We start from the raw sequence: 25,272 nt of genomic DNA, 5'->3' as shown, positions 1-25,272 counted from the left end.
AAGCCCCTTGAGTCACCTCAGAAGGTGTGAATGAATCCGGCTTGCCCGAGCAGGCCGCCACAACGCGCCCGATCTGGACGCCAAGCGCAGCCATAGCTCGGGCCATGGCGAGCATTTGTAACAACGAGCGGGCGTGTTTGGGCGGGATGAGCGGGCATGGCGGGCCCGTTCACACCTTCTTAGCTTGCAGAGACTTGCAGCCGTTCCACGGCCACTGCGCAGTACTTGAACTCCGGAATCTTGCCGAACGGGTCCAGTGCCGCGTTAGTCAGCAGATTGGCCGCCGCCTCCACATACGCGAACGGCATGAATACCGTGCCGCGCGGCGTGCCGTCGTCGCGCCGCACGCGCACCTGCACCATGCCGCGCCGCGAGCGGATGCCCACCAGCGCACCGGGCTCCACGCCCAGCCGCGCCAGTTCGTCACCGTGCAGCGATGCGGTGGCCATGGGCTCGATGGCGTCCAGCACGGTGCTGCGCCGCGTCATGCTGCCGGTGTGCCAGTGCTCCAGTTGGCGACCGGTGATGAGCACCAGGGGGTAGTCAGCGTTGGGCGTTTCGGCCGCCGGGATCACGCTGGCGGGCACAAGCTGCAGGCGCCCCGTGGGCGTGGGGAACTGGTCTTTGAAAACTATGGGCTGGCCGGGGTCCTCCTGCGTGAGGCAGGGGTAGGTCACGCTGGACTCGCGCTCCAGCCGGTCCCAGGTGATGCCCTCGATGCTCGCATGCATCGCCTGACGCATTTCGTCGTACACGGCGGCTACGCCTGACTCGTCCCCTTCGTAATTCCACGCCAACCCCATCCGCGCAGCGATCTGCTGGATGATCCACAGGTCGGGCCGCGCATCGCCCGGCGGGTTCAGCGCGCGGCGGCCCATCTGCACCATGCGGTCAGTGTTGCTGGCCGTGCCGGTTTTCTCAGGCCAGGCGCTGGCGGGCAACACCACGTCGGCCAGCCACGCGGTTTCGGTCAAAAAGATGTCCTGCACCACCAGGTGCTGCAGGCTGGCCAGCGCGTGGCGCGCATGGTTCAGGTCAGGGTCGCTCATGGCGGGGTTCTCGCCCATGATGTACATGCCGCGCACCTTGTGGGGGTCGCTGTCGGGCGCCAGGGCCTTGTGCATGATCTCGACCACCGTGTAGCCCGGCGCCTCGTCCAGCTTCGTCCCCCAGAATTCTTCAAACCACGCATGCGCCCCGGCGTTGTCCACGCGCTGGTAGTTGGGGAACATCATGGGGATCAGGCCCGCGTCGCTCGCGCCCTGCACGTTGTTCTGGCCGCGCAGCGGGTGCAGGCCCGAACCGGGCTTGCCGATCTGGCCGGTGACGGCGCACAGCGCAATCAGGCAACGCGCGTTGTCCGTGCCGTGCACATGCTGGCTCACGCCCATGCCCCACAGGATCATGGACGCCTTGGCCGTGGCAAATGCCCGCGCCACCTCGCGCAGCGTCTCGGCCGGGATGCCGCACACCGGGGCCATGGCCTCGGGGCTGCAGCCCATCACATTGGCCTTGAGGGCCTCGAAGTTGTTGGCGCGGTCCTTGATGAAGGCCTCATCCACCAGGCCTTCGTCGATCACCGTGTGGATCAGCGCATTGAGCATGGCCACGTCGGTGTCGGCCTTGAACTGCAGGGTGCGCCATGCGTGGCGGCCGATGTCGGTCACGCGCGGGTCGGCCAGCACGATCTTCGCGCCGCGCTTGGCCGCGTTCTTCATCCAGGTCGCGGCCACCGGGTGGTTGGCCGTGGGGTTGGAGCCGATCACGAAGATCAGCTCCGCATGCTCGACGTCGTTCACCGGGTTGCTCACCGCGCCCGAGCCCACGCCTTCGAGCAGCGCGGCCACGCTGGACGCATGGCACAGCCGCGTGCAGTGGTCCACGTTGTTGCTGCCAAAGCCGGTGCGCACCAGCTTCTGGAACAAATAGGCCTCTTCGTTGCTGCCCTTGGCCGAGCCAAAGCCCGCCAGCGCCTTGTGGCCGTGCGTGTCACGCAGGCCCTTGAGCTGGCCTGCCGCCAGGTCCAGCGCCTCGTCCCAGGTCGCTTCGCGGAAGGTGTCGCGCCAGTCGGCACCGTAGGGCCGCACCTCCTTGGGCACGCCGCTCTTGCGGATCAGCGGCACCGTGAGGCGGTCGTGGTGGTGGGCGTAGTCAAAACCAAATCGCCCCTTCACGCACAGGCGGCCGTGGTTGGCCGGGCCGTCGCGGCCTTCGACGCTGATGATCTTTTCATCGCGCACGTTGTAGGTGATGAGACAGCCCACGCCGCAGAACGGACAGACGGAATCGACTTGGCAATCCACTTTTTGGGAGCCGATGTGCGTCTTGGGGCTGAGCGCGCCCGTGGGGCAGGCCTGCACACATTCGCCGCAGGCCACGCAGGTGCTTTCGGCCATGGGGTCGTCGAGGTCGAAGACGATCTTGCTGTCTGCCCCGCGCAGCGCGTAGCCGATCACGTCGTTGACCTGCTCCTCGCGGCAGGCGCGCACGCAGCGGTTGCACTGGATGCAGGCGTCCAGATTCACCGCCATCGCCGGGTGGCTCAGGTCGGGCGCGGGTTGCTCGCGGCGCAGGGCTTTCAATGCGGGGCGCACCGACACTCCCATCCGATCCGCCCATTCGCTCAGCTCGCCGTGCTGCCCCACCGCTTCGGCAGAATTTGAATCAAATGCGCCTCTAGCGCTTGATGGATAAGCGCCAGCAGCTATTAATTCAGGAGTATTTGGCTTGTCATCATTCCATTGGTAACCCACATCCGGCATGTCCGACAGCAGCATCTCCACCACCATCTGCTGGCTCTTGCGCGCGCGCGGGCTGGCGGCCTGCACCTTCATGCCGTCGGTGGGTGCGCGACAGCAGCTGGGGGCCAAAGTGCGTTCCCCCGCAATCTCGACCACGCAGGCGCGGCAGTTGCCGTCGGGGCGCAGGCCGTCGGTGTAGCAGAGGTGCGGAATCTCCACGCCGTGGCGCTGCGCGGCTTTCAGGATGGTCTCGCCTGGGTGGGCGGTGACGGGCTGGCCGTCCAGCTCAAAGGCCACGCCGGGCTGCCCAGCAGCAGAGGTGTACACGGCGCTCATGGCTTCACCCCTGCGGGCAGTTGCTCGGTCAGCGGGCTGTTGCGCGGCTTGGGCAGGTCACCCGGCCACGGCCCCTCGCCCACTTCGTGCGCAAAGTATTTGTGGATGCAGCGGATCGGGTTGGGCGCCGCCTGGCCCAGGCCGCAGATGGAGGCATCACCCATCACCTGCGCCAGGTCGTCCAGCAACTCCTCATCCCACTGCGGTGCCTCCATCAGCGTGGCCGCCTTGGCCGTGCCCACACGGCAGGGCGTGCACTGGCCGCAGCTTTCGTGTTCAAAGAATCGCATCACGTTCAGCGCTGCGTCGCGCGCGCTGTCGTGCTGGCTGAGCACGATGACGGCAGCCGAGCCGATGAAGCAGCCGTAGGGCTGCAGCGTGTCGAAGTCCAGCGGTATCTGATTGAGGCTGGCGGGCAGGATGCCGCCCGACGCTCCGCCGGGCAGGTAGGCATACAACTCGTGGCCTTCCAGCAAACCGCCGCAGTATTCGTCGATCAGCTCCTGCACCGTGATGCCCGCAGGCGCCAGCTTGACGCCGGGGTGCTTCACGCGGCCGCTCACGCTGAAGCTGCGCAGCCCCTTGCGGCCGTGGCGACCAAAGCTGGCAAACCACTGCGGGCCGCGCTCGACGATGTCGCGCACCCAGTACAGGGTTTCAAAGTTGTGCTCCAGTGTGGGCCGACCAAACAGCCCCACCTGCGCGATGTAGGGCGGACGCATGCGGGGTTCGCCGCGTTTGCCCTCGATGCTCTCGATCATGGCCGACTCTTCGCCGCAGATGTAGGCACCCGCTCCGCGCCGCAGTTCGATGTGCGGCAGCGGGCATGGCGGCTGCACGCGCAGGTCATCGAGCGCGGCCTGCAGCAGCGCGCGGCAGCCGTGGTACTCGTCGCGCAGGTAGATATAGACGGCCTCGGTGCCCACCACCTGGGCGGCGATGAGCACGCCTTCCAGAAAACGGTGCGGGTCACGTTCGAGGTAAGTACGGTCCTTGAAGGTGCCGGGTTCGCCTTCATCAATATTGACAGCCATGAGCCGCGGCGCGGGCTGGTCCCGCACGATGCGCCACTTGCGCCCGGCCGGGAAACCCGCGCCGCCCAGGCCGCGCAGCCCCGAGTCCTCCATGGCGGACAGCACCGCCTCGGCATCCATCTCGCCGTTGACCAGCGCAGCGGCGGTCTGGTAACCGCCGTGGGCGCGGTAGGTGGCGAGGTCCGTGTACGCAGGGCTGATGCCATCCGGCTGCGCAGGCACGCTGTGCTCTGCCAGCCCAGCAATATCAAAATTGATAGCACCTTGCGCATAAGGATGTAGCGCCACCGACCGATTGGGCTTCAGATCGGCGGCTTCCAGCACCCCATCCACCGTGGCGTAGGGCACCGGGCACTGGTGCACCACAGCCACGGGCGCCTGTTCGCAGCGGCCCACGCAGGGCACGGCCTGCACCTGCACGTCGCCCTGGCCGGCCGCACGCAGGCGTTCGGGCAGCGCAGCCAGCAGTTCGCGTGCCCCGGCCATGCTGCAGCTGAGGCTGTCGCACACCCGCAGCACCAGGCGCGGCGCCTGCGCCTCTTCGCCGCGCAAGATCTCGAAGTGGTGATAGAAGCTCGCCACCTCGTACACCTCGGCCATCGGCAGGTTCATTTGCTTGGCGAGCGCGACCAGGTGCCTGTCGTGCAGCACGCCAAGGTGGTCGTTCAGGCGGTGCAGGTATTCGATGAGCAGGTCGCGCCGAAAGCCGGTGGCCGGGCGCGGGCCCAGCAGCTGCGCCACCTCGGCCATGGCAGCGTCTTCGGGCTGGCGGCCCTTGAGGCGGCTTTTGCGGCGGATGCGCTCGCGCATGTCGTTGACCGACACGGCGGCGACGGTGGGGGCTTCGGGGGCAAGGTGCATGGACCGGGGGCGTGGAGGCGTTGATCGGGTTGTATGCAGGCACCTGCATAGGGTGCCCGGGCCGCCGCAGTGTCGGCCAGGGGTGCAGGCGGCGTCAAATTGCCGATGCACATGGGTCGATCACAAAAACAAATGAAACAGCCGCATTAGCAACGGCCCATGAATCAACCACCGCAACCCTCGCGGTCAGCGCTCAATGGGCGATCAAGAGCCCGCTGTGCGCTGCCGCGTGCTGCAGCCAGTCCGGGTCCTGCGCCAGTGCCAGCGCCGCGTCCAGCGCCCGCGTGGGCTGCACTTGCCGATGGGACATGAAGCCGATGGGGGTGGTCAGCACTGGTCCCGTCAGCGGCAGCGCCTCCAGCCCGTCATGTCCGCGCACGGCATCGACCAGCGCACCAGGCAGCACGCTGCACACGTTGCCCGCCACCACGCTCAGCGCCAGGGTCAATACCGAATCCGTTTCCATCGCAGGCAGCACCGTAGCGCCTGCGCTGCGAAAAGCGCCATCCACCAGGCTGCGGTTGTGCATCTCGGGGGTGAGCAGGCACAGCGGTAGCGCCGCCGCATCGGCCCAGGCCATGGGCGGGCCGATCTGCAGTCCGCGCGCTGCGCCTTTGGGCGGGCGCGACGCGCGGCGCAGCAGAAAGTAGTGCTCCACATACTGCGGCCAGGCCCGCAGCGGACCGCCGCGTGCGGGCATGCGTTCGGTGTAGCCCAGCGCCAGGTCCAGCGAAATGTTTTCCAGCCCCGCCTCCAGCGCCTGCGAACTCATCGACAGCGCCACCGGCACGATGCCAGGGTGCCGCGCCTGCAGCTGCGCCGCAAACCGCGCGAGGATGGGCATGGCCGTGGGCACGGCGCCCAGGCGCAGCGTGCCGCGCGGGTGGGCAGCGTCGCTGCTCAGGTCCTGCTGCAGCACCTGGTGCTCGTGCAGCATGCGCTGGGCCGAGGCCAGTACCCGTTCGCCTTCGGGCGTGAAGCCTTCAAAGCTGCGGCCCCGGCGCACCACCACCACGCCAAACTCTTTTTCCAGCGCGCGCAGCGCGTTGGAGAGCGCCGGCTGCGTGATGTGGCAGGCCTGCGCCGCCCGGCCAAAGTGCCGGTGCTCTTGCAGCGCCACCAGGTAGCGCAGGGACGCGAGCAGGTTCATGGCACGGTGGGGCGGCTTAAAAAGATCAGGTGTTCTTGCTGATCGAGATGGTGGGGAACTTGCTGGAGAAGTCCTTGGCCTGCTGGGCGATCTTCACCGCCACGTCACGCGCCACCTTCTTGTAGATCTGAGCGACTTCGCCGTCGGGGTCGGCCACCACGGTGGGCTTGCCGCTGTCGGCCTGCAGACGGATGCTCATGTTCAGCGGCAGTGCACCCAGGTAGTCCATGCCGTAGTCGGCGGCCATTTTCTTGCCGCCATCGGCGCCAAAGATGTGCTCCAAATGGCCGCAGTTGCTGCACACGTGGGCAGCCATGTTCTCGACGATGCCCAGGATGGGCACGCCCACCTTCTCGAACATCTTGATGCCCTTCTTGGCGTCGAGCAGGGCGATGTCCTGCGGGGTCGTAACGATCACGGCGCCGGTCATGGGCACGCGCTGGCTCAATGTGAGCTGGATGTCGCCGGTGCCGGGCGGCATGTCGATGATGAGGTAGTCCAGGTCTTTCCAGTTGGTCTGGCGCAGCAGCTGCTCCAGCGCCTGGGTGGCCATGGGGCCGCGCCAGATCATGGCTTCGTCCTGGTCCACCAGGAAGCCAATGGACATGACCTGCACACCGTAGTTCTCCAGCGGCTCCATGGTCTTGCCGTCGTCGCTTTCGGGGCGGCGGTTGATGCCCAGCATCATAGGCTGGCTGGGGCCGTAGATGTCGGCGTCGAGCACGCCCACACTGGCGCCCTCGGCGGCCAGGGCCAGGGCCAGGTTGGCCGCCGTGGTGCTCTTGCCCACGCCACCCTTGCCCGACGCCACGGCGATGATGTTCTTGACCTGGGGCAAAAGCTGCACACCGCGCTGCACGGCGTGCGCAAGCACCTTGGTGGTGATGTTGACCGACACGTTGTCCACCCCGGCCACGCCCTTGGCGGCGGCCACCAGGCTGCGGCGCAGCTCGGGCACCAGGCTCTTGGCGGGGTAGCCCAGTTCCACCTCAAACGCCACGTCGCCACCGGTGATCTGCAGGTTGCGCAAGGCACGGCTGCTGACAAAATCCTTGCCCGTGTGGGGGTCCAGCACGCTGGAAAGTGCGGCCAAAAGGCCCTGTTCGGTGACTGCCATTCAATTAACTCCTGTGGGGCCGGTAGTCTATTCCCAAGCTCCCGCCCCCTGCCGCTGAAGGACAATGCGCACCGCATTGCATCGTCGCTCTCTCTCCAAAAGGCCTCCCGTGAAATTCAAGATGTCCGAAAACTCCCTGTTTGCCGTGCTGCTGCGCTCGCCGTGGTGGATCAGCTTTGTGGTGGTGGGCCTCATCACGCTGGCGGCCGGGGCGCTGTTGCCCAAGGAATACTTTGTGGTGGGCACGCTGGCGGGTTTCCCCATCTTCGTGGTGGGCTGCATGGCCGCCTGGCGGCAGCTGCGCGCCCCCAACCCTGCCAAGGTGGTGGAGATGCTGGAGGCCGTGGGCAGCATGCCCTGGCGCAGCTTTGCCGACACCCTGGCCACCGCCTGGGAGCGCGCGGGCTACCGCGTGGAGCGCCTGACCGGCAGCAACGCCACCGGGGCCGACATGCGCCTGAGCCAGGGCGGCAAGACCACGCTGGTCAGCGCCAAGCGCTGGAAGGCAGCCACCCACGGGGTGGAGCCGCTGCGGGAGCTGCACACAGCCATGACCGCAGCCGATGCTTCGGCGGGCGTGTATGTGGCCGCTCTGGGCCAAGTCAGCGAGAACGCCCAGGCATTTGCCCGCGAGCACGGCATCGTGGTGCTGCAGGGTGACGCGGTGGCACAGCTGCTGCTCAAGCAGCGTTAAGAGCCTGTTCATCCCCTGTGGGGCGGCCCGCACATGCGGGTTTTCCCACATGATCCGCGCCGGGGCGCCCCTCCACACTCGGAGCCTTACACCGCCCCACCGTCCATGCCCCTCACAACCCCCACCGCAGCCCCTGGCACAACCTCCCCAACGCCCGCCACAGGCCTGCTGCTGACGGGCGGCGGTGCCCGCGCTGCCTACCAGGTGGGGGTGCTCGAAGCCATTGCCGACCTGCGCCAGGCCTGCGGCGAGGCGAATGGCCCCAACCCCTTCCCCATCATCACGGGTACGTCGGCCGGAGCCATCAACGCGGCCGCGCTGGCTTGCGGGGCCGACCACTTTGACCGCGCCGTGCGCCGCATCGCGCGTGTGTGGCGCCAGTTCCATGCCAGCCAGGTGTATGGCGCCGACTCGCTGAGCGTGATGCGCAGCGGTGCGCGCTGGCTCACGCTGGTGTCGCTGGGCTGGGCGCTGGCGCGCTGGCGGCGCATGCGGCCCAAGTCGCTGCTGGACAACTCCCCGCTGGAGAAGCTGCTGGTCAAGATGGTGCCGCTGGTGCGGCTGCCCCGGCTGATCCGCAAGGGGCATCTCACCGCGCTGGCCGTGACGGCGTCCAGCTACAGCTCGGGCGAGCACGTCACCTTTTTTGAAGCGGCCACGCCCGTCAAGCCCTGGGTGCGCTCGCAGCGCAAGGCCGCCAGCGACCGCATCACGCACGAACATCTGCTCGCGTCCTCGGCCATTCCCTTCATCTTTCCGGCCAAGGGCATCGAGGTGGATGACCACGTCGAATACTTTGGCGACGGCTCCATGCGCCAGTCGGCGCCCATCGCCCCCGCCATCCACCTGGGGGCCGAGCGCATCCTGGTGATCGGCGCGGGCCGCATGCACGAGCCCAAGGGCGATGCCGCCGCCAACCCCACGGCCACCTACCCCACGCTGGCACAGATCGCAGGGCATGCACTGTCCAACATCTTTCTGGATGCGCTGGCGGTGGACGTGGAACGCGTGCAGCGCATCAACCAGACCCTGTCCCTCATCCCCGAGGAAAAACGCCTGCACAGTGCGCTGCGCCCCATCGAGCTGCTGGTGATCGCCCCCTCGCAGCGGCTGGACGCCGTGGCCGCGCGCCATGTGGGCGACCTGCCTGGCCCCGTGCGTACCATGCTGGGCGCATTGGGTGTCACGTCCAACATGGCCGATGTGCGTGGCGCGGCGCTGGCCAGCTACCTGCTGTTCGAATCTGGCTACACGCAAGAGCTGATGGCCCTGGGCCGGGCCGACACCCTGGCCATGCGGGCCGAGGTGTGCCAGTTTTTTGGCTGGACGGACACCGGTGTCGAGGTCAAGACCCGGCACCACGGGGAGCCCGCCTGAGGCGCCCCGTGGCTTGAGCCCTATGGCTTGGGCAGCCACCCCAGGCCGTGCGCGTGCAGGCTTTGCACATACAGCCGATCGGCCGTCTCAGTGACGGCCGTGGTCTCAGGGTAAGCGCCACTCGGGTCTTGCAGGTCGGCCACCACCTTGCCATCGTCGGTGAACGCGATCACATGGCCGTAGGGCTGGGGAATGGGCCACAGCGCACGCGGCAGGCGCAGGGTCAGGCTGCGCAGCCAGGGCTTGCCCGCCATGTTGTCAATGGCCGCCCCGCGCGGCTTGGCAAAACCCAGCCACACCTTGCCGCCCTGCCCGCGCATCAGGTTGTCGGGGTAGCCGGGCAGGTTGTCCAGCAGCACGCGGGCCTGGGGGCCGGGCTGGGCGATGTCCAGATCATTCGCGTCCACCGCAATCTTCCACACCCGGTATTTGCCGGTCTCGTTGACGAACAGGTGCTTTTCGTCCTGGCTCAGCGCCACGCCGTTGGCAAAGCTGATGCCGCGCGCCACTACCCGCGTGCTGCGTGTGGTGGGGTCGTATTCGATCACACGGCCGGTGCTGGCCTGCTCCAGGATGTCGAGCACGCTGGCTTCAAACGTACCGCCCCAGTCCTTGGGGGCAAAGCGGGTGGAGGCATCGCTCAGGTACATCTTGCCGTTCTGGGCCACCACCACCGCGTCGGCATAGCGAATGGGGTCGTTGCCGCCCACCTTGTCGGCCAGCACGGTGACCTTGCCATCCGGCGCGATGGACAACAGGCCCTTGACTGCATCGGCCGCAATGAAGTGGCCCGCCGCGTCAAAGTCAAACCCCAGCACCCGCCCGCCGGTGTTGGCAAACACCTCCTGGCCCGAGCCGTCGGGGTTCATGCGCAGGATGTTGCCGCTGAGCACCGTGGTGTAGAGCTTGCCGTCCTTGCCCAAGGCGATGTGCTCCGGGCCCACCTCGCCCTTCAGGTCGATGATGTTCAGCCGGGCCAAGCGCTGGTTGGGCGCATGCACGCCCTGGTAGCCAGGGGCCACAGGTGCGGTCCATGCCACCGGCTGAATGGGGACCGGCCACGCCGCCAGGTATGCGGCCACCGCCACCACGGCGCCACCCGCGCCCCATCCCACCCGTTTTGCCCATGTGCTGGCCATGTGTTGTCTCCTGTTGATTGTTGGAATGCGGGGCATTGTGGCGCCACCGGAGGCCTGCACGCACGCCCTGATTGGCGCCTGCGCGACCTGGGCAGGCCTGTGCAGGGCCCGCAATGGCCAGGGATGCTGCCGACCGCCTAAAATCGCGGGTTCCGCCTGAGAAAGCCGCTTTTCATGACGTCATCCGCTCGCAAACTCTTCGTTACCACCGCCCTGCCGTACGCCAACGGCAACTTCCACATCGGCCACATCATGGAATACATCCAGGCCGACATCTGGGTGCGGTTTCAGCGCATGCAGGGCAACGCGGTCAACTTTGTGGGGGCCGACGACACCCACGGCGCACCCATCATGATCGCCGCCGAAAAGGCCGGCAAGACACCCCAGCAGTTCGTGGCCGACATTGCAGCGGGCCGCAAGCAGTATCTGGACGGCTTTCACATCAGCTTTGACAACTGGCACAGCACCGACGCGCCCGAAAACCACGAGCTGGCCCGGCAGATCTACCGCGACCTGCGCGACCGCGCAGACGGCAGCCTGATCGAGGTGCGCACCATCGAGCAGTTCTTCGACCCCGAGAAGAACATGTTCCTGCCCGACCGCTACATCAAGGGCGAATGCCCCAAGTGCCATGCCAAGGACCAGTACGGCGACAACTGCGAGGTGTGCGGCTCGGTGTATGCGCCCACCGACCTCATCAACCCCTTCTCGGCCCTGAGCGGCGCCAAGCCCGAGCTGAAACACTCCGAGCATTTCTTCTTCAAGCTCTCGGACCCGCGCTGCGTGGAGTTTCTGGAGAACTGGACCCAAGACGGCAAACTGCAGCCCGAGGTAGCCAACAAAATCAAGGAATGGTTCACCGTCCGCACCAACCCCGATGGCACGACCAGCGAAGGCCTGGGCGACTGGGACATCAGCCGCGACGCGCCCTACTTCGGCATCGAGATCCCCGATGCGCCGGGCAAATACTTCTACGTGTGGCTGGATGCGCCCGTGGGCTACCTCGCATCGCTGAAGAACCTGCTGGAAAAGCGCGGCGAAAGCTACGACGCCTACATGGCCGACCCGGCGATGGAGCAGTACCACTTCATTGGCAAGGACATCGTCACCTTCCACACCCTGTTCTGGCCCGCCATGCTGCACTTCAGCGGCCGCAAGACGCCCAACAACGTGTTCGTGCACGGCTTCCTCACGGTGAACAACGGCGAAAAGATGAGCAAAAGCCGTGGCACCGGCCTGGACCCGCTCAAGTACCTGAGCCTGAACATGAATGCCGAATGGCTGCGCTACTACCTGGCGGCCAAGCTTAGCGCGCGCAACGAAGACATCGACTTCAATGCCGAAGACTTCATGCTCCGGGTGAACAGCGATCTGATCGGCAAGTATGTGAACATCGCCAGCCGTGCGGCGGGCTTCCTGACCAAGCGCTTTGACGGAAAGCTGACCCACAACTTTGGCACCACAGGCGCTGCCCTGTTGGCCGAGGTGCGCGGTGCCAGCGACGCGATTGCGCAGATGTACGAAACCCGCGAATACAGCAAGGCCACGCGCGAGATCATGCTGCTGGCCGACAAGGTCAACGCCTACGTGGACCAGAACAAGCCCTGGGACCTGGCCAAGGACGCTGCCAACAACGAGGCACTGCACCAGGTGTGCTCGGTGCTGGTCAACGCCTTCGCTGCGCTCACCCGCTACCTGGCCCCGGTGCTACCGGGCCTGGCCCAGGCGGTGCAAGGCTTTGTGGGCGTGAACATGCAGCAGTGGACCCTGGCGGGCGAAGTGCAGGCCATTCAGCCCTACCAGCACCTGATGCAGCGCGTGACGCCAGAGCAACTCGAGGCATTGTTTGAGCCTCCAGTGCAGGCAGAATCTGCACCGACAGCTACTGAAACCGTAGCAGCCCCCGGTGGCGAGGAACTCGCCCCCACCATCACCATCGACGACTTCACCAAGATCGACCTGCGCATTGCGCTGATCGTGAACTGCGAGCTGGTCGAAGGCTCCACCAAGCTGCTGCGCCTGACGCTGGACGTCGGCGAGGGCCGCACGCGCAACGTGTTCAGCGGCATCGCCAGTGCCTACAAGCCCGAAGATCTGGTGGGCAAGCACACCGTGATGGTGGCCAACCTGGCCCCGCGCAAGATGAAGTTTGGCGTGAGCGAAGGCATGGTGCTGGCCGCCAGCCATGGCGACGAAAAGGCCAACCCCGGCATCTACGTGCTCAACCCCTGGCCGGGCGCCACGCCCGGCATGCGCGTGCGCTGAGCGCGCAAGGCGCCGCTTAAACCACAAAGGCCCTTAACGGGCCTTTGTTTTTTGTCCGTGCGGCGCCCAGTGCGGGGGGCCTGTTCAATGCCCCACATACCGCCCCGGCCGGTGGCTGATCCACAGGAACCCGCTCATCACCAGCACTGCCAGCACCGAATACGCCACGCGCTCCACCGGCACCACGAACAATGCCAGCAGCACCACGGTGCCGTCGATCATCATCTGCACCTTGCCCGCACGCATGCCGTAGCGGCCTTGCAGGTACAGCGACACCACCGTAGCCCCGCCCAGGCTGGAGCGGTGGCGTGCCAGAAACAGACAGCCCGTGCCCAGCAGCAACCCGCCCAGCAACGAGGCGAACAGCGGGTTCAGATAGTCCACATGCATCACGTGCGGGAACAGCTCGGTCAGCAGCGACAGGAGGCCCACGCAGACAAAGGTCTTGATCGTGAACTCGCGCCCCATGCGGGTCCAGGCGAACCAGTAGAACGGCAGGTTGACCACAAAGAACAGCTTGCCGAACGAAATGCCGGTGACGTAGTGCAGCAAGAACGCCACGCCCGCCGTGCCGCCCACCAGCAACCCCGCCTGGTTGAACAACATGAGCGCCATGGCCACGAACAGGGTGCCCGCGAACAGGGCCTGAGCGTCTTCAAAGGCGCCATGGCGCAGGGTGGACACCTGCGGGGCGGCGTCGTCGGCGGTGGGCGGGGTGTCGGGCATGGGCGTTCAGTGATGGGGTGCGTGGGCAAAAGCGCGGGGGTCTTCTCATCGATGGAGTGCTTGGCACCCCGTGACAACCCGGCGCGCAGTCGGCGTTCTGTACACAAGGCAAGAAGCAAACAACGCGCCAGGCGGCGCCAGCGCCGCTACTGGCCGCCCTTGAACTCCGGCGCCTCCGTGTCCGCACCCGTTTGCGTGCGCAGCACAAACTGGTCGGGCCCATAGACCACCGTGAAGACCTTGGACTGGTTGGGTGCCTCCAGGAAGCGCCAGTCGGCCCAGGTCTCCTTCTTCAGCTCGTAGGGCGTGACCTTGGCGGGCTTGCCGAGCAGGCGGCGCACCTCGTCCATGCGCATGCCGGGCGACACGCGCGCAAAGGTTTCGGGCGTGAGCACCTGGCGCAGCGCGGTCATGCGGCCGTCGGGGCCGATGGTGATCATGTAGTTGACCTGGCCGGCAGGCTGGCGGTTGTACTCGAAGGTGCGGGCGCCGCCGGGCTCGTCCCACACGTTCTCGGGGGCGCCGAAGCGGTCGCGCACGTCGGCTTCGGTCGAGACGCCCTCCTTGAGTTCGCTGATGCGTTGCGGGTCGCAGGCGGTGAGCGCCAGCACGGAACAGGTGGCGGCTGCCAGGGCAGCGGCACGATATATCAAGCGCATAAATTCGTCCCGGTAAAATCTTGGACCTTCGGTGCATCACTGTGCCTGACGCGTTCCAAGAAAGAGTTCACAGTCCATGTCTATTTTCCGCCGCCCCGACTACCAATCCGACGCCACCCAGTTCATCAACCAGCTCAAGGCGAGCCGCCCCGAACTGGACCAGCAGCAACAAACCGGCCGTGCCCTGCTGTGGGACAAGCAGGTGGACCGCAAGATCTGGGGCGAGTATCGCGACGCCCAGGTGCCCCAGAAGCCCTACGTGTACCAGACCAACGCCGATTGAACATCATTTGAGCCGCTAGCGCAGGTATTCATTGCGCTGGCAGCTACTGATTCAATAGCAAACCATGACCACCGCGCACGCAGCCGCAGCGGCAGACTCGCCCGGCGCGCCCTCGCTGGACGGGGCGGGCATGCCCGATGTGGTCGATCAGGTGGCCCTGGCGCGCCTGTACGGCGAGCCGCTCTTTGCGCTGCCGCAGGACCTGTACATCCCGCCCGACGCGCTCGAAGTCTTCCTGGAGGCCTTTGAAGGCCCGCTGGACTTGCTGCTGTACCTGATCCGCAAGCAGAACTTCAACATCCTCGACATCCCCATGGTGGGGGTGACCAAGCAGTACCTGGCGTATGTGGACGAGATCCGCAGCCGCAACCTGGAACTGGCGGCCGAGTATCTGCTGATGGCCGCCATGCTCATCGAGATCAAGTCGCGCATGCTGCTGCCGCCCAAGAAGCAGGAAGGCGGCGAGGAGCCCGAAGACCCGCGCGCCGAGCTGGTGCGCCGCCTGCTCGAATACGAGCAGATGAAGATGGCCGCCGCCCGCCTGGGGCAGATGCCGCAGTACGGCCGCGACTTTTTGAAGGCCCAGGTCTACATCGAACAAAGCCTGCAGCCGCGCTTCCCAGACGTGCACGTGGTGGAGCTGCAGGACGCCTGGCGCGACATTTTGAAGCGCGCAAAGCTCGTGCAGCACCACAAGATCACGCGTGAAGAGCTGAGCGTGCGCGAGTACATGAGCATGGTGCTCAAGACCCTGCAGGGCCGCCGCTTTGTGGAGTTTGAAGAACTCTTCGAGCCCGAAAAAGGCAGCACCGTGCTGGTGGTGACCTTCATCGCGCTGCTGGAACTGGCCAAAGAGACGCTGATCGAGATCACGCAGGCCGAAGCCTTCGCCCCCATCTACGTGCGCCTGGCCTACACGCCGGCCTAGAGCCACCCCACTGTTCACCGCCCTGGCCGGTGGCCGTGGCATTACCCCCTCACCCGCAAGCCATGGCATCCCACGACTTTGACGTTCTCATCGTAGGCAGCGGCCTCGCAGGCCTCTCCGCCGCCCTGCACCTGGCGCCCACCCACCGCGTGGCCGTGATCACCAAGCGCACGCTGCAAGATGGCTCCAGCGGCTGGGCCCAGGGCGGCATCGCCGCCGTGCTGGCCGATGACGACAGCTTTGCCGCGCACATCGAAGACACGCTGGTGGCCGGTGCCGGCCTGTGCGACTTGGCCACCACGCGTTTTGTGGTGGAGAACGCGCCCGAGTCCATCGCCTGGCTGCGCGGTCTGGGCGTGCCCTTCACGCTCGAAGGCGACCAGCTGCATCTGACGCGCGAAGGCGGCCACAGCGCGCGCCGCATCGCCCATGTGACCGACGCCACCGGCGCCGCCGTGCAGCGTACGCTGATCGACGTGGTGCGCAGCACACCCGGCATCACGCTGTTTGAGCAGCACACGCTGGTGGACCTGATCACTACGCGCAAGCTGGGATTGAGCGGCAACCGCTGCCTGGGCCTGTATGCGCTGGACAGCGACACCGATGAGGTCGTCACCTTCCGCGCCCCCCAAACCATTCTGGCCACGGGCGGCGCGGGCAAGGTGTACCTGTACACCACCAACCCCGACACCGCCACCGGCGACGGCATTGCCGCCGCCTGGCGCGCGGGCTGCCGCGTGGCGAACATGGAGTTCATCCAGTTCCACCCCACGGGCCTGTACCACCCGCACGAAAAGTCCTTCCTCATCAGCGAGGCGGTGCGCGGCGAAGGGGGGCAACTCAAGCTGCCCCCCTCGGCGGGTGGCACACGCTTCATGCTCGACCACGACCCACGCGCCGAGCTGGCCCCGCGCGACGTGGTGGCCCGCGCCATCGACTTCGAGATGAAAAAGCACGGGCTGGACTGCGTGCACCTCGACATCTCGCACCAGAGCCCCGCGTTCCTGCAAGAGCACTTTCCCAACATCCTCGCGCACTGTGCGTCGCTGGGCATCGACATCACGAAGGAACCCATCCCCGTGGTACCCACGGCCCACTTCACCTGCGGCGGTGTGCTGACCGACCTGGCGGGCCGCACCGACCTGCCCGGCCTTTACGCCGTGGGCGAGGTGGCCTGCACGGGGCTGCATGGCGCCAACCGCCTGGCCAGCAACTCGCTGCTCGAATGCATGGTGTTCGCGCGCGCCGCCGCGCAGACGATTGCAGCAGCCCCGGCCACCGAGCTGCCCACCGTGCCCGCGTGGGACGACAGCCGCGTGACCGATGCCGACGAGTCCGTCGTCATCTCGCACAACTGGGACGAGCTGCGCCGCTTCATGTGGGACTACGTGGGCATCGTGCGCACCAACAAGCGCCTGGAGCGCGCCGCGCACCGCATCGCCATGCTGCAGGGCGAGATCCAGGAGTTCTACGCGCACTTTCACGTCACACGCGATTTGCTGGAGCTGCGCAACCTGGTGCAGGTGGCCGACCTGATCGTGAAAAGCGCCCAGCTGCGCCGCGAAAGCCGGGGCCTGCATTTCAGCCGCGACTACCCCGAAGTCGCCGCCCCAGCTGCCCCCACCATCCTCGTCCCCCCGGTGAAATGAAACACCCCCTGAGTCGCTTCGCGCCTTCCCCCTCAAGGTGGACGACACCCTCACTGCGGGGCGGCCCTTGCTCGGTGTCCCTCGCCCTGGCCGCGCCAGTTGCATGGGCCGATGCCTCAGCAAACAACGCGCAAGGACATGCATGACATATAGCGTCAAAGAAATTTTCTACACCCTGCAAGGCGAAGGCGGCCAGGCGGGCACGCCCGCCGTGTTCTGCCGCTTTGCGGGCTGCAACCTCTGGACGGGCCGCGAGCAAGACCGCGCGCAGGCCATCTGCCAGTTCTGCGACACCGACTTTGTGGGCACGGACGGCACGCTGGGCGGCAAGTTCGAGACGGCCACTGCACTGGCCGAATTGATCGCAGCCCAATGGCCTGCGGGCGCGGGCCACCGTCTGGTGGTGCTGACGGGCGGCGAGCCGCTTCTACAGGTGGATGCGGCGCTGATCGACGCGCTGCACGCCCAGCAGTTCCGCATTGCCGTCGAAAGCAACGGCACCGTGGCCGCTCCCGAAGGCATCGACTGGCTGTGCATCAGCCCCAAGGCCGGCGCGCCGTGGGTGCAGCGCAGCGGGCAGGAGCTGAAACTCGTCTGGCCCCAGCCCGGCTTTGACCTGCAGGCGCTGGAGCAGGACACGCAGTTCACCCACCGCTTTCTGCAGCCCATGGATGGACTGCTGCAGCGGCAGAACACCGCCGCTTGCATTGACGCCTGCCTGGCCCACCCCGCATGGCGCCTCAGCCTGCAAACCCACAAGCTCACCGGCATCAGGTGACGCGGTTTTCTTTTCTGGTTTCCGTATGTTGTTCACCATCTCCCAGCGCTTCTTCTTCGACGCCGCCCACACCCTGCGCCGCGAGATCGAGGCCGAAGGCAGCCGCCGCGTGCACGGCCACACCTACCATGCCGAAGTGTTCCTGACCGGCCCGCGCGACCCCGCCACCGGCATGGTGCTGGACCTGGGCCTGCTGCGCCAGGGCCTGGCCGTGGTGCGCGAGCAGCTGGACCACCACATGCTGGACGAAGTGCCCGGCCTGGGCACGCCGACGCTGGAAAACCTCTGCCTGTTCATCGCCCAGGCCCTGCCCGCCGACCTGCGCGCCAGCGTGAGCCGCGTGCGCGTGTGGCGCGAGGCACTGGGCGACAGCTGCGCGCTGGACTTCTCCCAGCCCTGACTGGCCACGGCACTGCCGCCGGCAGGCCCTCCCCCATTCACAGACTTCACCCAAGGAAGCCGATGTTCCGCACCCTGCTCAAATCCAAGATCCACCGCGTGGCCGTAACCCAGTGCGAGCTGCACTACGAAGGCTCCTGCGCCATCGACGAAGACCTGCTGGACGCCGCCAACATCGCCGAGAACGAGCAGATCCACATCTGGAACATCAACAACGGCGAGCGTTTTGTCACCTACGCCATCCAGGGCCAGCGCGGCAGCGGCATGATCTCGGTGAACGGCTCGGCCGCACGCCGCGCATCCGCAGGCGACCTCATCATCATTGCGGCCTTTGCGCAGGTGCATGAAGACCAGGTGGGCACGCACCAGCCTCAGTTGGTCTTCGTGGACGAGCACAACCGCCAGACCGCGCTGCGCCACGCCGTGCCCACCCAGGCCGTCTGACCATGCAGCCCACGCACGACGGGCTCGTGGCCCGCAGCCTGGCCAGCGTCTGGCACCCTTGCACGCAGATGAAGCGGCACGAGGCCCAGCCGCCCGTGGCCATCACCGGCGCCCAGGGTCCATGGCTCTATGGCACCGACGGCCAGCGTTACCTGGACGGCATCAGCTCCTGGTGGGTCAACCTGTTTGGCCACAGCCACCCGCACATCCAGTCCGCGCTGGTGGACCAGCTGGGCCGGCTGGACCATGTGATGCTGGCGGGCTTCACGCATGCGCCCGTGGTGGAACTGTCCGAGCGCCTGGCCGCACTCACCGGCCTGGGCCACGCGTTCTACGGCAGCGACGGCGCGGCCGCCACCGAGATTGCGCTCAAGATGAGCGCGCACTACTGGCGCAACACCGGCCGCCCCGCCAAGAGCCGCTTTGTGGGCCTGGCGGGCGGCTACCACGGCGAAACCGTGGGCGCGCTGGCCGTGACCGACATCGCCATCTTCCGCGAGGCCTATGCGCCCCTGGTGCGCCTGGCCGACACCGTGCCCAGCCCCGATGCACGCGGCGCAGGCCCGGGCGAAACCGCGCAGGATGTAGCCCGACGCGCCGCTGCGGCGCTGGAAGCGTGGCTGCAAGAGCTCCACAGCACCACCGCCGCCTTCATCGTTGAACCCCTGGTGCAATGCGCAGCAGGCATGGCCATGCACGACCCTGAATACCTGCGCCTGGCGCGCGCACTGTGCGACCGCTACGAGGTCCACTTGGTGGTCGATGAAATCGCCGTGGGTTTTGGCCGCACAGGCACGATGTTCGCGCACCAGCAGGCGGGCATCCGGCCGGATTTCATCTGTCTGTCCAAGGGCCTCACGGGCGGCACGCTGCCCCTGTCGGCCGTGCTGACGACGGACGCGGTGTATGCCGCGTTCTACGATGACGACGTGGCGCGTGGCTTTCTGCATTCGCACTCGTACACCGGCAACCCGCTGGCCTGCCGCGCGGCGCTGGCCACGCTGGAGTTGTTTGAGCAGCTGGATGCGCTGAACGCCAACAGGGCGTTGGCGCAGCGCATCGACGCCGCCTGCGCATCGCTCAACCAGCACCCGCGCGTGCGGCATGCGCGCCACCTCGGAATGATCTGGGCCTGGGATATAGACACACCCCTTCCCGACTTTGCGCGCCGCTACCACCAGCACGCCATGGCACGCGGCCTGGTACTGCGGCCCATTGGCAAGACGCTGTACGCCATGCCGCCCTATGTGCTCGACGACGAGGCGGTGCAATGCCTGGCCCATGGCGCGCTGGAGGCGCTGAACGCCACCCTGCAGGAGGAAAGTTGATGATGGGATGTTTTGTGACCGGCACCGATACCGGTGTCGGCAAGACGCTGGTGTCCGCCGGGCTGCTGCACGCGCTGGCGCGCCACCACGGCCGCGTGGTGGGCATGAAGCCCGTGGCGGCTGGCCTGGTGCCCTGGGGGGACGACTGGGCCAGTGAAGACGCGATCGCCCTGCGCTCGGCCTCCACCCTGGCCGTGCCGCCAGCGCTGGACAACCCCGTGCTGCTGCCCGACCCGCTTTCGCCCCACATCGCGGCGGCGCGGGCGGGTGTGCAGATCGACATCGCCGCCATCGTGCGCAGCTACCAGGCGCTCGCCGCGCAGGCCGACGCCGTGGTGGTGGAGGGTGCAGGTGGCTTTCATGTGCCCCTCACCGACGCACTCACGGGCGCCGACCTCGCCCAGGCCCTGGCGCTGCCCGTGGTGCTGGTGGTGGGCTTGCGCCTGGGCTGCCTGAACCACGCCCTGCTCACGGCCGAGGCGATCCGCGCACGCGGCCTCACGCTGGCGGGCTGGGTGGCCAACCGCATGGACCCCGACATGGAGGCGGTCGAAGACAACGTCGACTACCTGCGCGCGCGCCTGAATGCACCGCTGCTGGCCGATGTGCCGTACCAGGAACTGCCTGAACCCGGCAGCCTGGTGTTTAACCTGCCCAAGGACTGGCAATGACAAGCCCCACGGCGCCACAGTCGTCATGGCTCGACGAAATCCCCGCGCGCCTGGCAGACATTGAACGCGCCCACCTGCTGCGCCGCCGTCGCGTGGTCGAACCTGCAGATGGCGCCCGCCTGTTGGTGGATGGCCAGCCCATGCTGGCCTTTTGCAGCAACGACTACCTGGGCCTGGCCAGCCACCCCGCACTGGCCCAGGCCGCGTGCGAGGCCACCCAGCGCTTTGGCGTGGGTTCGGGCGGCTCGCCCCTGGTCAGCGGCCACAGCGCCGCCAACGACGCGCTGGAGCACGAGCTGGCCGCCTACGTGCAACTGCCCCGCGCGCTGTACTTTTATGCGGGCTATGCCACCAACACCGGCATCATCCCTGCGCTGGTGGGCGACGGCGATGCGCTGTTCTCCGATGCGCTCAACCACGCCTGCCTGATCGACGGCGCCCGCCTGTCACGCGCCACCATCCACCGCTACCCACACGCCGACCTGGCTGCGCTGGAGGCGCAACTCGCCGCCAGCCCTGCACGGCGCAAGCTGGTGATCAGCGATGCGGTGTTCAGCATGGACGGCGACCTGATCGACATCCCGGCCCTGCTGGCGCTGTGCGAGCGTTATGACGCCCTGCTGCTGCTGGACGATGCCCACGGCTTTGGCGTGCTGGGCCCCCAAGGTCGAGGCAGTCTGGCACAGGCCGGGCTGACGGGGCCCAACGCCTCACGCCGCGTGCTCTACATGGCCACGCTGGGCAAGGCAGCGGGCGTTGCCGGTGCCTTTGTGGCGGGTGACGCGGCCCTCATCGAATGGCTGCTCCAAAAAACGCGTACCTACATCTTTGCCACCGCCGCCCCGCCGCTGCTGGCGAGTGCGCTGCGCCAAAGCCTGCGGATCATGGAGGTGGCCGACGACCGGCGCGCACATCTGCACGGGCTTATCGCGCAGCTGCGCCAGGGCCTGGCCACACTGCCCGCACCGCTGGGCTGGCACCTGCTGCCCTCGCATACGCCGGTGCAAGCGCTGGTGATTGGCAGCAACGAAGCCGCGCTGGCGCTGATGGATGGCCTGCGCGCCCGGGGCCTGTGGGTGCCTGCCATCCGCCCACCCACTGTGCCAGCAGGCACGGCGCGGCTGCGCATTGCGCTGTCGGCCGCTCACACCACCGACGACGTGGCGCAGTTGATAGAGGCGCTGCATGCGCTGGCAACGCTGTCACTCAGCCGTTGATGCACCGCAGTACCATGCACAGCCCAGGCCACCTGCCTACGCAGGCCCTTCCCCATCCATCCAACGAGACGATTCCATGCCCCACCTGACCATCGAATACTCGGCCAATCTGCCCCACTACCCCGAGGCCGAAACGCTGACCGCCCTCAACGCCGCCCTGTGCGCCCATCCCCAGGTGCAGGACGAAGCCGACCTGAAGACGCGCTTTATCGTGGCCGACAGCTTCGAGATCGGTATTGCGCCTGCCAACCGCGCGTTTGTGCATGCCCAGTTGCGCTTGCTCGCCGGGCGCACGCCCGAGGCCAAGAAGGAACTGTCTGACCTCATTGCCGCAGTGCTGCGCGAGCGCACACCCCGGCCGCAGGGCGTGCTGGTGCAGCTGAGTGTGGAGATCGTCGATATGGACCGGGGTTCGTACGCCAAAGAGCGGCTCTGACGCGGCCCGCGTTCACCGGCCTCAGGCCCCGTCGCCTGCGCTGCCGGTGATCGGCAGCACGATGCCCGTGACGTAGCTGGAGCAACACGGCGCCGCCAGGAACACGTAGGCGGGCGAGATTTCCTCGGGTTGCGCCGGGCGGCCCAGGTGCGTTTTGGCACCAAAATTTTCCACCTCCCCGGCGGGGCGGTCTGCGGGGTTCAGCGGTGTCCACACCGGCCCCGGCGCCACCGCGTTCACGCGAATGCCCCGGTCGGCCAGGTTGTGCGCCAGCGCCTTGGTAAAGGCACGGATCGCGCCCTTGGTGGCCGAATAGTCCAGCAACTCCTTGCTGCCCCGCAGGCCCGTGACCGAGCCCGTGTTGATGATCGAATCGCCGCGTTGCAGATGCGGCAGCGCCGCCTTGGCCATGTGGAAGTAGCCGTAGATGTTAGTGCGGAACGTCTCGTCAAACCGTTCCTCGGTCAATTCGTCGAGCGAAGCGGCATGCTCCTGGAACGCCGCGTTGTTGATCAGCACATTGAGCTTGCCAAACGCCTTCACGACCTGGCCGATCGCCTGGTTGCAGAAGTCCACATCCTTCACGTCGCCCGCCAGCGCCAGACTGCGCCCGCCTTCAGTCTCGATCAGTTCACAGGTCTTTCGCGCGTCCTCGTGTTCATCCAGGTAGGCAATGGCCACATCCGCGCCTTCACGGGCGCAAAGCACGGCCACCGCCCTGCCAACGCCGGAATCTCCTCCCGTGATCAGCACCGCCATGCCATCGAGCTTGCCGCTGCCCCGATAGTGCTGGGCCTGGTAGCGGGGTTTGAGCTGCATGTCGGCTTCGAGGCCGGGTTTGTCCAGATGCTGGCGCGGCAAGGGTGGGGTGGGCTCGTCATGGCCTGGCCCGGGCGCAGCGCGCCGGGTGCGGGCACGTGTGGTGGTCGCCGATGTTGCCTGGGCAGCAGCGGCCTTTTTCTGCGCAGCCTTGTCGTGGTCGCGCAGGTCCTGACGGGCCTGGACCGCGCGGTGTTTGTCTGCAGTCTCTTTCGCCGTGGCGCTGGCAGTGGTTGCCCTGGGTGGGCGGGAACGCGGGAGGGTGGAGGTGGTCATGGCGTCATGTCTTTCTGCCGCAAGGAAGGCGTTGGGATAAGGGAATCAATACAAGCCAGGGCGCTGCGGGCAGCATCAGTCCGTCTGCCCGCCACCCGCAGCACCACTGGCTGCGGACAGTCCGCCGCGATGGGGCTGCGACGGCTCGGAAATGCCACGCAGTGCGCTCGCTGTCTGGTCGTCCTCGTTACCCCGGGTGGCCAGGTCGCCCAGCGACACCATTCCCACCAGCCGCTGTTCCTTGTCCACCACCGGGATTCGGCGCACCTGCTGGCTGCGCATCGACTCGAGCACGGCAGACACTGCGTCGTGCTCATGGCAATACAGCATGCCCTCAGACATCAGTTCACTCACCAGTGCATGCACGCGCTCCTGCGCCACGCCACGTACCACGATGTCGCGGTCGGTCAGCATGCCCATCAGCCGTACACCGTCGCAGACCGGCAGGGCACCCACGTCCAGTTCGCGCATCGCTTGCGCTGCCTGCGTCACGGTGTCGCTCGGAGCGACAGTGCGTATACCCCGGGTCATGACATCAACGATGGTTTGCATGGGGACTCCTTGAAGCTGCTGTGGGATGAGAACGAAGGGAAAACAAAGAAAAGCCGTTGACCGGTAGGCAGGGCCAACCCGGCCGGTGATCGGGCCGGGGGTCGCAAACGCATCCCCCGGCCCGAGAGCCGGCATCCGCCCCCGTTCGGGCGGGGTCAGGCGCCACGGTCAAGTCGCGTCCTTGGATTTGGCGGTGTTGCCCTGGGAGCCGCTGGACGTACCGCCGGAAGCGTTGTTCGCGCCCGAGCCCTTCTGGTTGTGCTGGCCTTGCGACGACTGGCCCGATGTACCGGGGGTGCGGCTGGATCGCCACTGGCTGAAGTCATCGGAGAACTTCTGGTAACGCTCCTTGCGCCAACTGTCGTAGTCGTCATCCAGCATGCGCAGTTGCTCGTCGCGCCACTGCTGGTAGTCGGGATCGCGATGACCCCGGTTCTGAAGCGCGGGGGGCGCGTTGCGGGTGAAGCCGTAGGCATTGCCATCGGAGCCCTGGCCCCGGTCGCCCTCGCTATAGGGCGAAGCAAAACGACCTTCTGCGTCGCGAAAAGCCTGGCTCTCGTACGGCGCGGCCCACGCGCGCTGTGGGCGGTCAAGGTCCTGGTCATAGCCAGAGCGGCTCTGCGAGCCATACCAACCACCCGCATCGCGGCTGGCGCGCGAGGGGTAACCTTGTGATTCACTGCGGTAGGCACCGCCACCGCCCCGGGTCAGGCCGTACTGGCCGTAGCGTTCGTGGTCATACCGGTCGCTGCGATGATCGTTGCGGCCCTCGAGCTCTTGGCGGTAACCGCCAGGGCCGCCGCTACGGTGGTCGTCGCTGCCGTAGCCCTGGTGGTCACCGCGCTCGTTAAAGCGCATGTCATCGGCATCGCGGCCCATGCCGTGACGCGAAAAATTGCTGTCGTCGCTGTCTCTGTAGCCCATGGTGTTCTCCTTGCGGTCAATGGGAAAAGTGAAATAGAAGAAAACTGGAGAAGGCGGAGGGAGGCCGCGTGGCGCGGAGCCGTGCCTTTGGGCAGGCCGCAATCACGTAGCCATCGCGCCGCCTTCCATCACGGCCTCAAGGCTGGCTTTTCTGCGAATCGCGGCCGCCCTGCTGCTTTTGGTCATGGCCTCGCTGTTGCGAGTCGACTTCGTTCTGGGCGCCTTGTTGGCGCTGGGAGTTGCTGCCCGTGCTCTGCTCTGCCTGGCGCTGCTCCGCCGGAGACTGGCGCTGGGTGGAGGGCTTGCTTTGCGGGTTCTGCTGGTTCTGCTGAGACATGTTGGCTCCTGTCGAAGGGTTGAATGAAACGTTCCACACGAAGCCTTGGAGAGGCGCCGTGTGTAGGTTCATGTTCGCGGGGCACTACAGCGCTTTTTGTAGGCCGTGTCCGATAGGCCTGTGGGCCTGGTG

The 25,272-nt window shown here is 66.7% G+C and carries 24 protein-coding genes; 13 read left to right on the top strand and 11 right to left on the bottom strand.

The annotated features are described in order from the left end of the window. Positions 1–179: 179 nt before the first annotated feature. The 4 genes from fdhF to apbC form a co-directional block, all read right to left on the bottom strand. A complete protein-coding gene (gene fdhF / locus C8C99_RS02220; protein ID WP_108624825.1) occupies positions 180–3,077 on the bottom strand; it encodes a formate dehydrogenase subunit alpha in 2,898 nt (965 codons plus the stop codon). After that, complete coding sequence (locus tag C8C99_RS02215) at positions 3,074–4,972, bottom strand: NADH-ubiquinone oxidoreductase-F iron-sulfur binding region domain-containing protein (protein WP_108624824.1); 1,899 nt, start codon at positions 4,970–4,972, stop codon at positions 3,074–3,076. Before C8C99_RS02215 ends, fdhF begins: the two co-directional genes overlap by 4 nt. Before the next feature lie 193 nt (positions 4,973–5,165). Then, positions 5,166–6,122, bottom strand: coding sequence for a LysR substrate-binding domain-containing protein (locus C8C99_RS02210; protein WP_108624823.1), 957 nt, complete (start codon positions 6,120–6,122; stop codon positions 5,166–5,168). 25 nt (positions 6,123–6,147) lie between these two features. Continuing rightward, positions 6,148–7,239, bottom strand: a complete 1,092-nt coding sequence (gene apbC / locus C8C99_RS02205; protein WP_108624822.1) for an iron-sulfur cluster carrier protein ApbC — start codon at positions 7,237–7,239, stop codon at positions 6,148–6,150. Positions 7,240–7,360: 121 nt separating this feature from the next. Here apbC and C8C99_RS02200 point away from each other — a divergent pair, with 121 nt between their 5' ends. Then, a complete protein-coding gene (locus C8C99_RS02200; protein ID WP_108627007.1) occupies positions 7,361–7,933 on the top strand; it encodes a restriction endonuclease in 573 nt (190 codons plus the stop codon). Between the two features lie 105 nt (positions 7,934–8,038). After that, a complete protein-coding gene (locus tag C8C99_RS02195) occupies positions 8,039–9,310 on the top strand; it encodes a patatin-like phospholipase family protein (RefSeq protein WP_108624821.1) in 1,272 nt (423 codons plus the stop codon). A 20-nt stretch (positions 9,311–9,330) separates the two neighbouring features. Here the strand turns inward: C8C99_RS02195 and C8C99_RS02190 are convergent, their stop codons facing one another. After that, the gene (locus C8C99_RS02190; RefSeq protein WP_199226286.1) at positions 9,331–10,449 is read right to left on the bottom strand and encodes an SMP-30/gluconolactonase/LRE family protein; all 1,119 of its coding nucleotides are present in this window, start codon (positions 10,447–10,449) and stop codon (positions 9,331–9,333) included. Between the two features lie 174 nt (positions 10,450–10,623). On the opposite strand from C8C99_RS02190, the gene metG reads away from it, so the two are divergent. Next, positions 10,624–12,714: a methionine--tRNA ligase gene (gene metG, locus C8C99_RS02185; RefSeq protein WP_108624820.1), complete on the top strand. Its 2,091-nt coding sequence runs from the start codon at positions 10,624–10,626 to the stop codon at positions 12,712–12,714. 84 nt (positions 12,715–12,798) lie between these two features. Here metG and C8C99_RS02180 read toward each other — a convergent pair whose 3' ends face one another. Further along, on the bottom strand, positions 12,799–13,440 hold the full coding sequence (locus C8C99_RS02180; protein ID WP_056636955.1) for a YitT family protein: 642 nt from the start codon (positions 13,438–13,440) through the stop codon (positions 12,799–12,801). A 146-nt stretch (positions 13,441–13,586) separates the two neighbouring features. Then, the gene (locus tag C8C99_RS02175) at positions 13,587–14,099 is read right to left on the bottom strand and encodes an outer membrane protein assembly factor BamE (protein ID WP_108624819.1); all 513 of its coding nucleotides are present in this window, start codon (positions 14,097–14,099) and stop codon (positions 13,587–13,589) included. Between the two features lie 76 nt (positions 14,100–14,175). Here C8C99_RS02175 and C8C99_RS02170 point away from each other — a divergent pair, with 76 nt between their 5' ends. The 10 genes from C8C99_RS02170 to C8C99_RS02125 all read left to right on the top strand — a co-directional run bounded on the left by C8C99_RS02170 (position 14,176) and on the right by C8C99_RS02125 (position 22,232). Continuing rightward, the gene (locus tag C8C99_RS02170) at positions 14,176–14,382 is read left to right on the top strand and encodes a DUF3460 family protein (RefSeq protein ID WP_056636960.1); all 207 of its coding nucleotides are present in this window, start codon (positions 14,176–14,178) and stop codon (positions 14,380–14,382) included. Positions 14,383–14,446: 64 nt separating this feature from the next. Beyond that, on the top strand, positions 14,447–15,310 hold the full coding sequence (locus tag C8C99_RS02165; protein WP_199226284.1) for a ScpA family protein: 864 nt from the start codon (positions 14,447–14,449) through the stop codon (positions 15,308–15,310). A 62-nt stretch (positions 15,311–15,372) separates the two neighbouring features. Further along, positions 15,373–16,959, top strand: a complete 1,587-nt coding sequence (nadB, locus tag C8C99_RS02160; RefSeq protein WP_108624818.1) for an L-aspartate oxidase — start codon at positions 15,373–15,375, stop codon at positions 16,957–16,959. 142 nt (positions 16,960–17,101) lie between these two features. After that, the gene (gene queE, locus C8C99_RS02155; protein WP_056746775.1) at positions 17,102–17,737 is read left to right on the top strand and encodes a 7-carboxy-7-deazaguanine synthase; all 636 of its coding nucleotides are present in this window, start codon (positions 17,102–17,104) and stop codon (positions 17,735–17,737) included. A gap of 25 nt (positions 17,738–17,762) precedes the next feature. After that, on the top strand, positions 17,763–18,137 hold the full coding sequence (locus C8C99_RS02150) for a 6-carboxytetrahydropterin synthase (RefSeq protein WP_056636973.1): 375 nt from the start codon (positions 17,763–17,765) through the stop codon (positions 18,135–18,137). A gap of 62 nt (positions 18,138–18,199) precedes the next feature. After that, a complete protein-coding gene (panD, locus tag C8C99_RS02145; protein ID WP_108624817.1) occupies positions 18,200–18,580 on the top strand; it encodes an aspartate 1-decarboxylase in 381 nt (126 codons plus the stop codon). Between the two features lie 2 nt (positions 18,581–18,582). Then, positions 18,583–19,908 carry an adenosylmethionine--8-amino-7-oxononanoate transaminase gene (gene bioA / locus C8C99_RS02140; RefSeq protein WP_108624816.1) on the top strand — a complete coding sequence of 442 codons (1,326 nt, stop codon included), beginning with the start codon at positions 18,583–18,585 and terminating at the stop codon, positions 19,906–19,908. Beyond that, complete coding sequence (gene bioD, locus C8C99_RS02135) at positions 19,908–20,579, top strand: dethiobiotin synthase (protein ID WP_108624815.1); 672 nt, start codon at positions 19,908–19,910, stop codon at positions 20,577–20,579. The genes bioA and bioD overlap by 1 nt, the downstream gene beginning before the upstream one ends. After that, positions 20,576–21,796: an 8-amino-7-oxononanoate synthase gene (gene bioF / locus C8C99_RS02130; protein ID WP_108624814.1), complete on the top strand. Its 1,221-nt coding sequence runs from the start codon at positions 20,576–20,578 to the stop codon at positions 21,794–21,796. The genes bioD and bioF overlap by 4 nt, the downstream gene beginning before the upstream one ends. 76 nt (positions 21,797–21,872) lie before the next feature. Beyond that, a complete protein-coding gene (locus tag C8C99_RS02125) occupies positions 21,873–22,232 on the top strand; it encodes a 5-carboxymethyl-2-hydroxymuconate Delta-isomerase (protein WP_015015454.1) in 360 nt (119 codons plus the stop codon). A 21-nt stretch (positions 22,233–22,253) separates the two neighbouring features. Here C8C99_RS02125 and C8C99_RS02120 read toward each other — a convergent pair whose 3' ends face one another. From C8C99_RS02120 to C8C99_RS02105, 4 genes are all read right to left on the bottom strand, one after another. Continuing rightward, positions 22,254–23,327, bottom strand: a complete 1,074-nt coding sequence (locus C8C99_RS02120) for an SDR family oxidoreductase (RefSeq protein ID WP_108624813.1) — start codon at positions 23,325–23,327, stop codon at positions 22,254–22,256. 75 nt (positions 23,328–23,402) lie between these two features. Continuing rightward, positions 23,403–23,879 (bottom strand): CBS domain-containing protein, encoded by a 477-nt coding sequence (locus C8C99_RS02115; protein WP_108624812.1) that lies wholly within the window; start codon positions 23,877–23,879, stop codon positions 23,403–23,405. A gap of 168 nt (positions 23,880–24,047) precedes the next feature. Further along, positions 24,048–24,803, bottom strand: a complete 756-nt coding sequence (locus C8C99_RS02110; protein ID WP_108624811.1) for a hypothetical protein — start codon at positions 24,801–24,803, stop codon at positions 24,048–24,050. Positions 24,804–24,939: 136 nt separating this feature from the next. Continuing rightward, on the bottom strand, positions 24,940–25,140 hold the full coding sequence (locus tag C8C99_RS02105; protein WP_108624810.1) for a hypothetical protein: 201 nt from the start codon (positions 25,138–25,140) through the stop codon (positions 24,940–24,942). Between the last annotated feature and the right edge of the window lie 132 nt (positions 25,141–25,272).

The organism is Acidovorax sp. 107 (genome assembly GCF_003058055.1).
Lineage (GTDB): Bacteria > Pseudomonadota > Gammaproteobacteria > Burkholderiales > Burkholderiaceae_C > Acidovorax.
The sequence above is the reverse complement of the archived record's forward strand: the minus strand, read 5'-3'. Positions and strand labels throughout refer to the sequence as shown.

Excerpts from the sequence above, each read along its gene's own strand:
- C8C99_RS02115 (WP_108624812.1), bottom strand. The coding sequence starts at position 23,879 with ATGCAAACCATCGTTGATGTCATGACCCGGGGTATACGCACTGTCGCT.
- C8C99_RS02215 (WP_108624824.1), bottom strand. The coding sequence starts at position 4,972 with ATGCACCTTGCCCCCGAAGCCCCCACCGTCGCCGCCGTGTCGGTCAAC.
- C8C99_RS02165 (WP_199226284.1), top strand. The coding sequence starts at position 14,447 with ATGACCACCGCGCACGCAGCCGCAGCGGCAGACTCGCCCGGCGCGCCC.
- panD (WP_108624817.1), top strand. The coding sequence starts at position 18,200 with ATGTTCCGCACCCTGCTCAAATCCAAGATCCACCGCGTGGCCGTAACC.
- C8C99_RS02105 (WP_108624810.1), bottom strand. The coding sequence starts at position 25,140 with ATGTCTCAGCAGAACCAGCAGAACCCGCAAAGCAAGCCCTCCACCCAG.
- C8C99_RS02170 (WP_056636960.1), top strand. The coding sequence starts at position 14,176 with ATGTCTATTTTCCGCCGCCCCGACTACCAATCCGACGCCACCCAGTTC.
- C8C99_RS02195 (WP_108624821.1), top strand. The coding sequence starts at position 8,039 with ATGCCCCTCACAACCCCCACCGCAGCCCCTGGCACAACCTCCCCAACG.
- bioD (WP_108624815.1), top strand. The coding sequence starts at position 19,908 with ATGATGGGATGTTTTGTGACCGGCACCGATACCGGTGTCGGCAAGACG.
- C8C99_RS02150 (WP_056636973.1), top strand. The coding sequence starts at position 17,763 with ATGTTGTTCACCATCTCCCAGCGCTTCTTCTTCGACGCCGCCCACACC.
- C8C99_RS02110 (WP_108624811.1), bottom strand. The coding sequence starts at position 24,803 with ATGGGCTACAGAGACAGCGACGACAGCAATTTTTCGCGTCACGGCATG.
- metG (WP_108624820.1), top strand. The coding sequence starts at position 10,624 with ATGACGTCATCCGCTCGCAAACTCTTCGTTACCACCGCCCTGCCGTAC.
- C8C99_RS02120 (WP_108624813.1), bottom strand. The coding sequence starts at position 23,327 with ATGACCACCTCCACCCTCCCGCGTTCCCGCCCACCCAGGGCAACCACT.
- C8C99_RS02190 (WP_199226286.1), bottom strand. The coding sequence starts at position 10,449 with ATGGCCAGCACATGGGCAAAACGGGTGGGATGGGGCGCGGGTGGCGCC.
- C8C99_RS02175 (WP_108624819.1), bottom strand. The coding sequence starts at position 14,099 with ATGCGCTTGATATATCGTGCCGCTGCCCTGGCAGCCGCCACCTGTTCC.
- bioA (WP_108624816.1), top strand. The coding sequence starts at position 18,583 with ATGCAGCCCACGCACGACGGGCTCGTGGCCCGCAGCCTGGCCAGCGTC.
- fdhF (WP_108624825.1), bottom strand. The coding sequence starts at position 3,077 with ATGAGCGCCGTGTACACCTCTGCTGCTGGGCAGCCCGGCGTGGCCTTT.
- nadB (WP_108624818.1), top strand. The coding sequence starts at position 15,373 with ATGGCATCCCACGACTTTGACGTTCTCATCGTAGGCAGCGGCCTCGCA.
- C8C99_RS02200 (WP_108627007.1), top strand. The coding sequence starts at position 7,361 with ATGTCCGAAAACTCCCTGTTTGCCGTGCTGCTGCGCTCGCCGTGGTGG.
- queE (WP_056746775.1), top strand. The coding sequence starts at position 17,102 with ATGACATATAGCGTCAAAGAAATTTTCTACACCCTGCAAGGCGAAGGC.
- C8C99_RS02180 (WP_056636955.1), bottom strand. The coding sequence starts at position 13,440 with ATGCCCGACACCCCGCCCACCGCCGACGACGCCGCCCCGCAGGTGTCC.
- C8C99_RS02210 (WP_108624823.1), bottom strand. The coding sequence starts at position 6,122 with ATGAACCTGCTCGCGTCCCTGCGCTACCTGGTGGCGCTGCAAGAGCAC.
- bioF (WP_108624814.1), top strand. The coding sequence starts at position 20,576 with ATGACAAGCCCCACGGCGCCACAGTCGTCATGGCTCGACGAAATCCCC.
- apbC (WP_108624822.1), bottom strand. The coding sequence starts at position 7,239 with ATGGCAGTCACCGAACAGGGCCTTTTGGCCGCACTTTCCAGCGTGCTG.
- C8C99_RS02125 (WP_015015454.1), top strand. The coding sequence starts at position 21,873 with ATGCCCCACCTGACCATCGAATACTCGGCCAATCTGCCCCACTACCCC.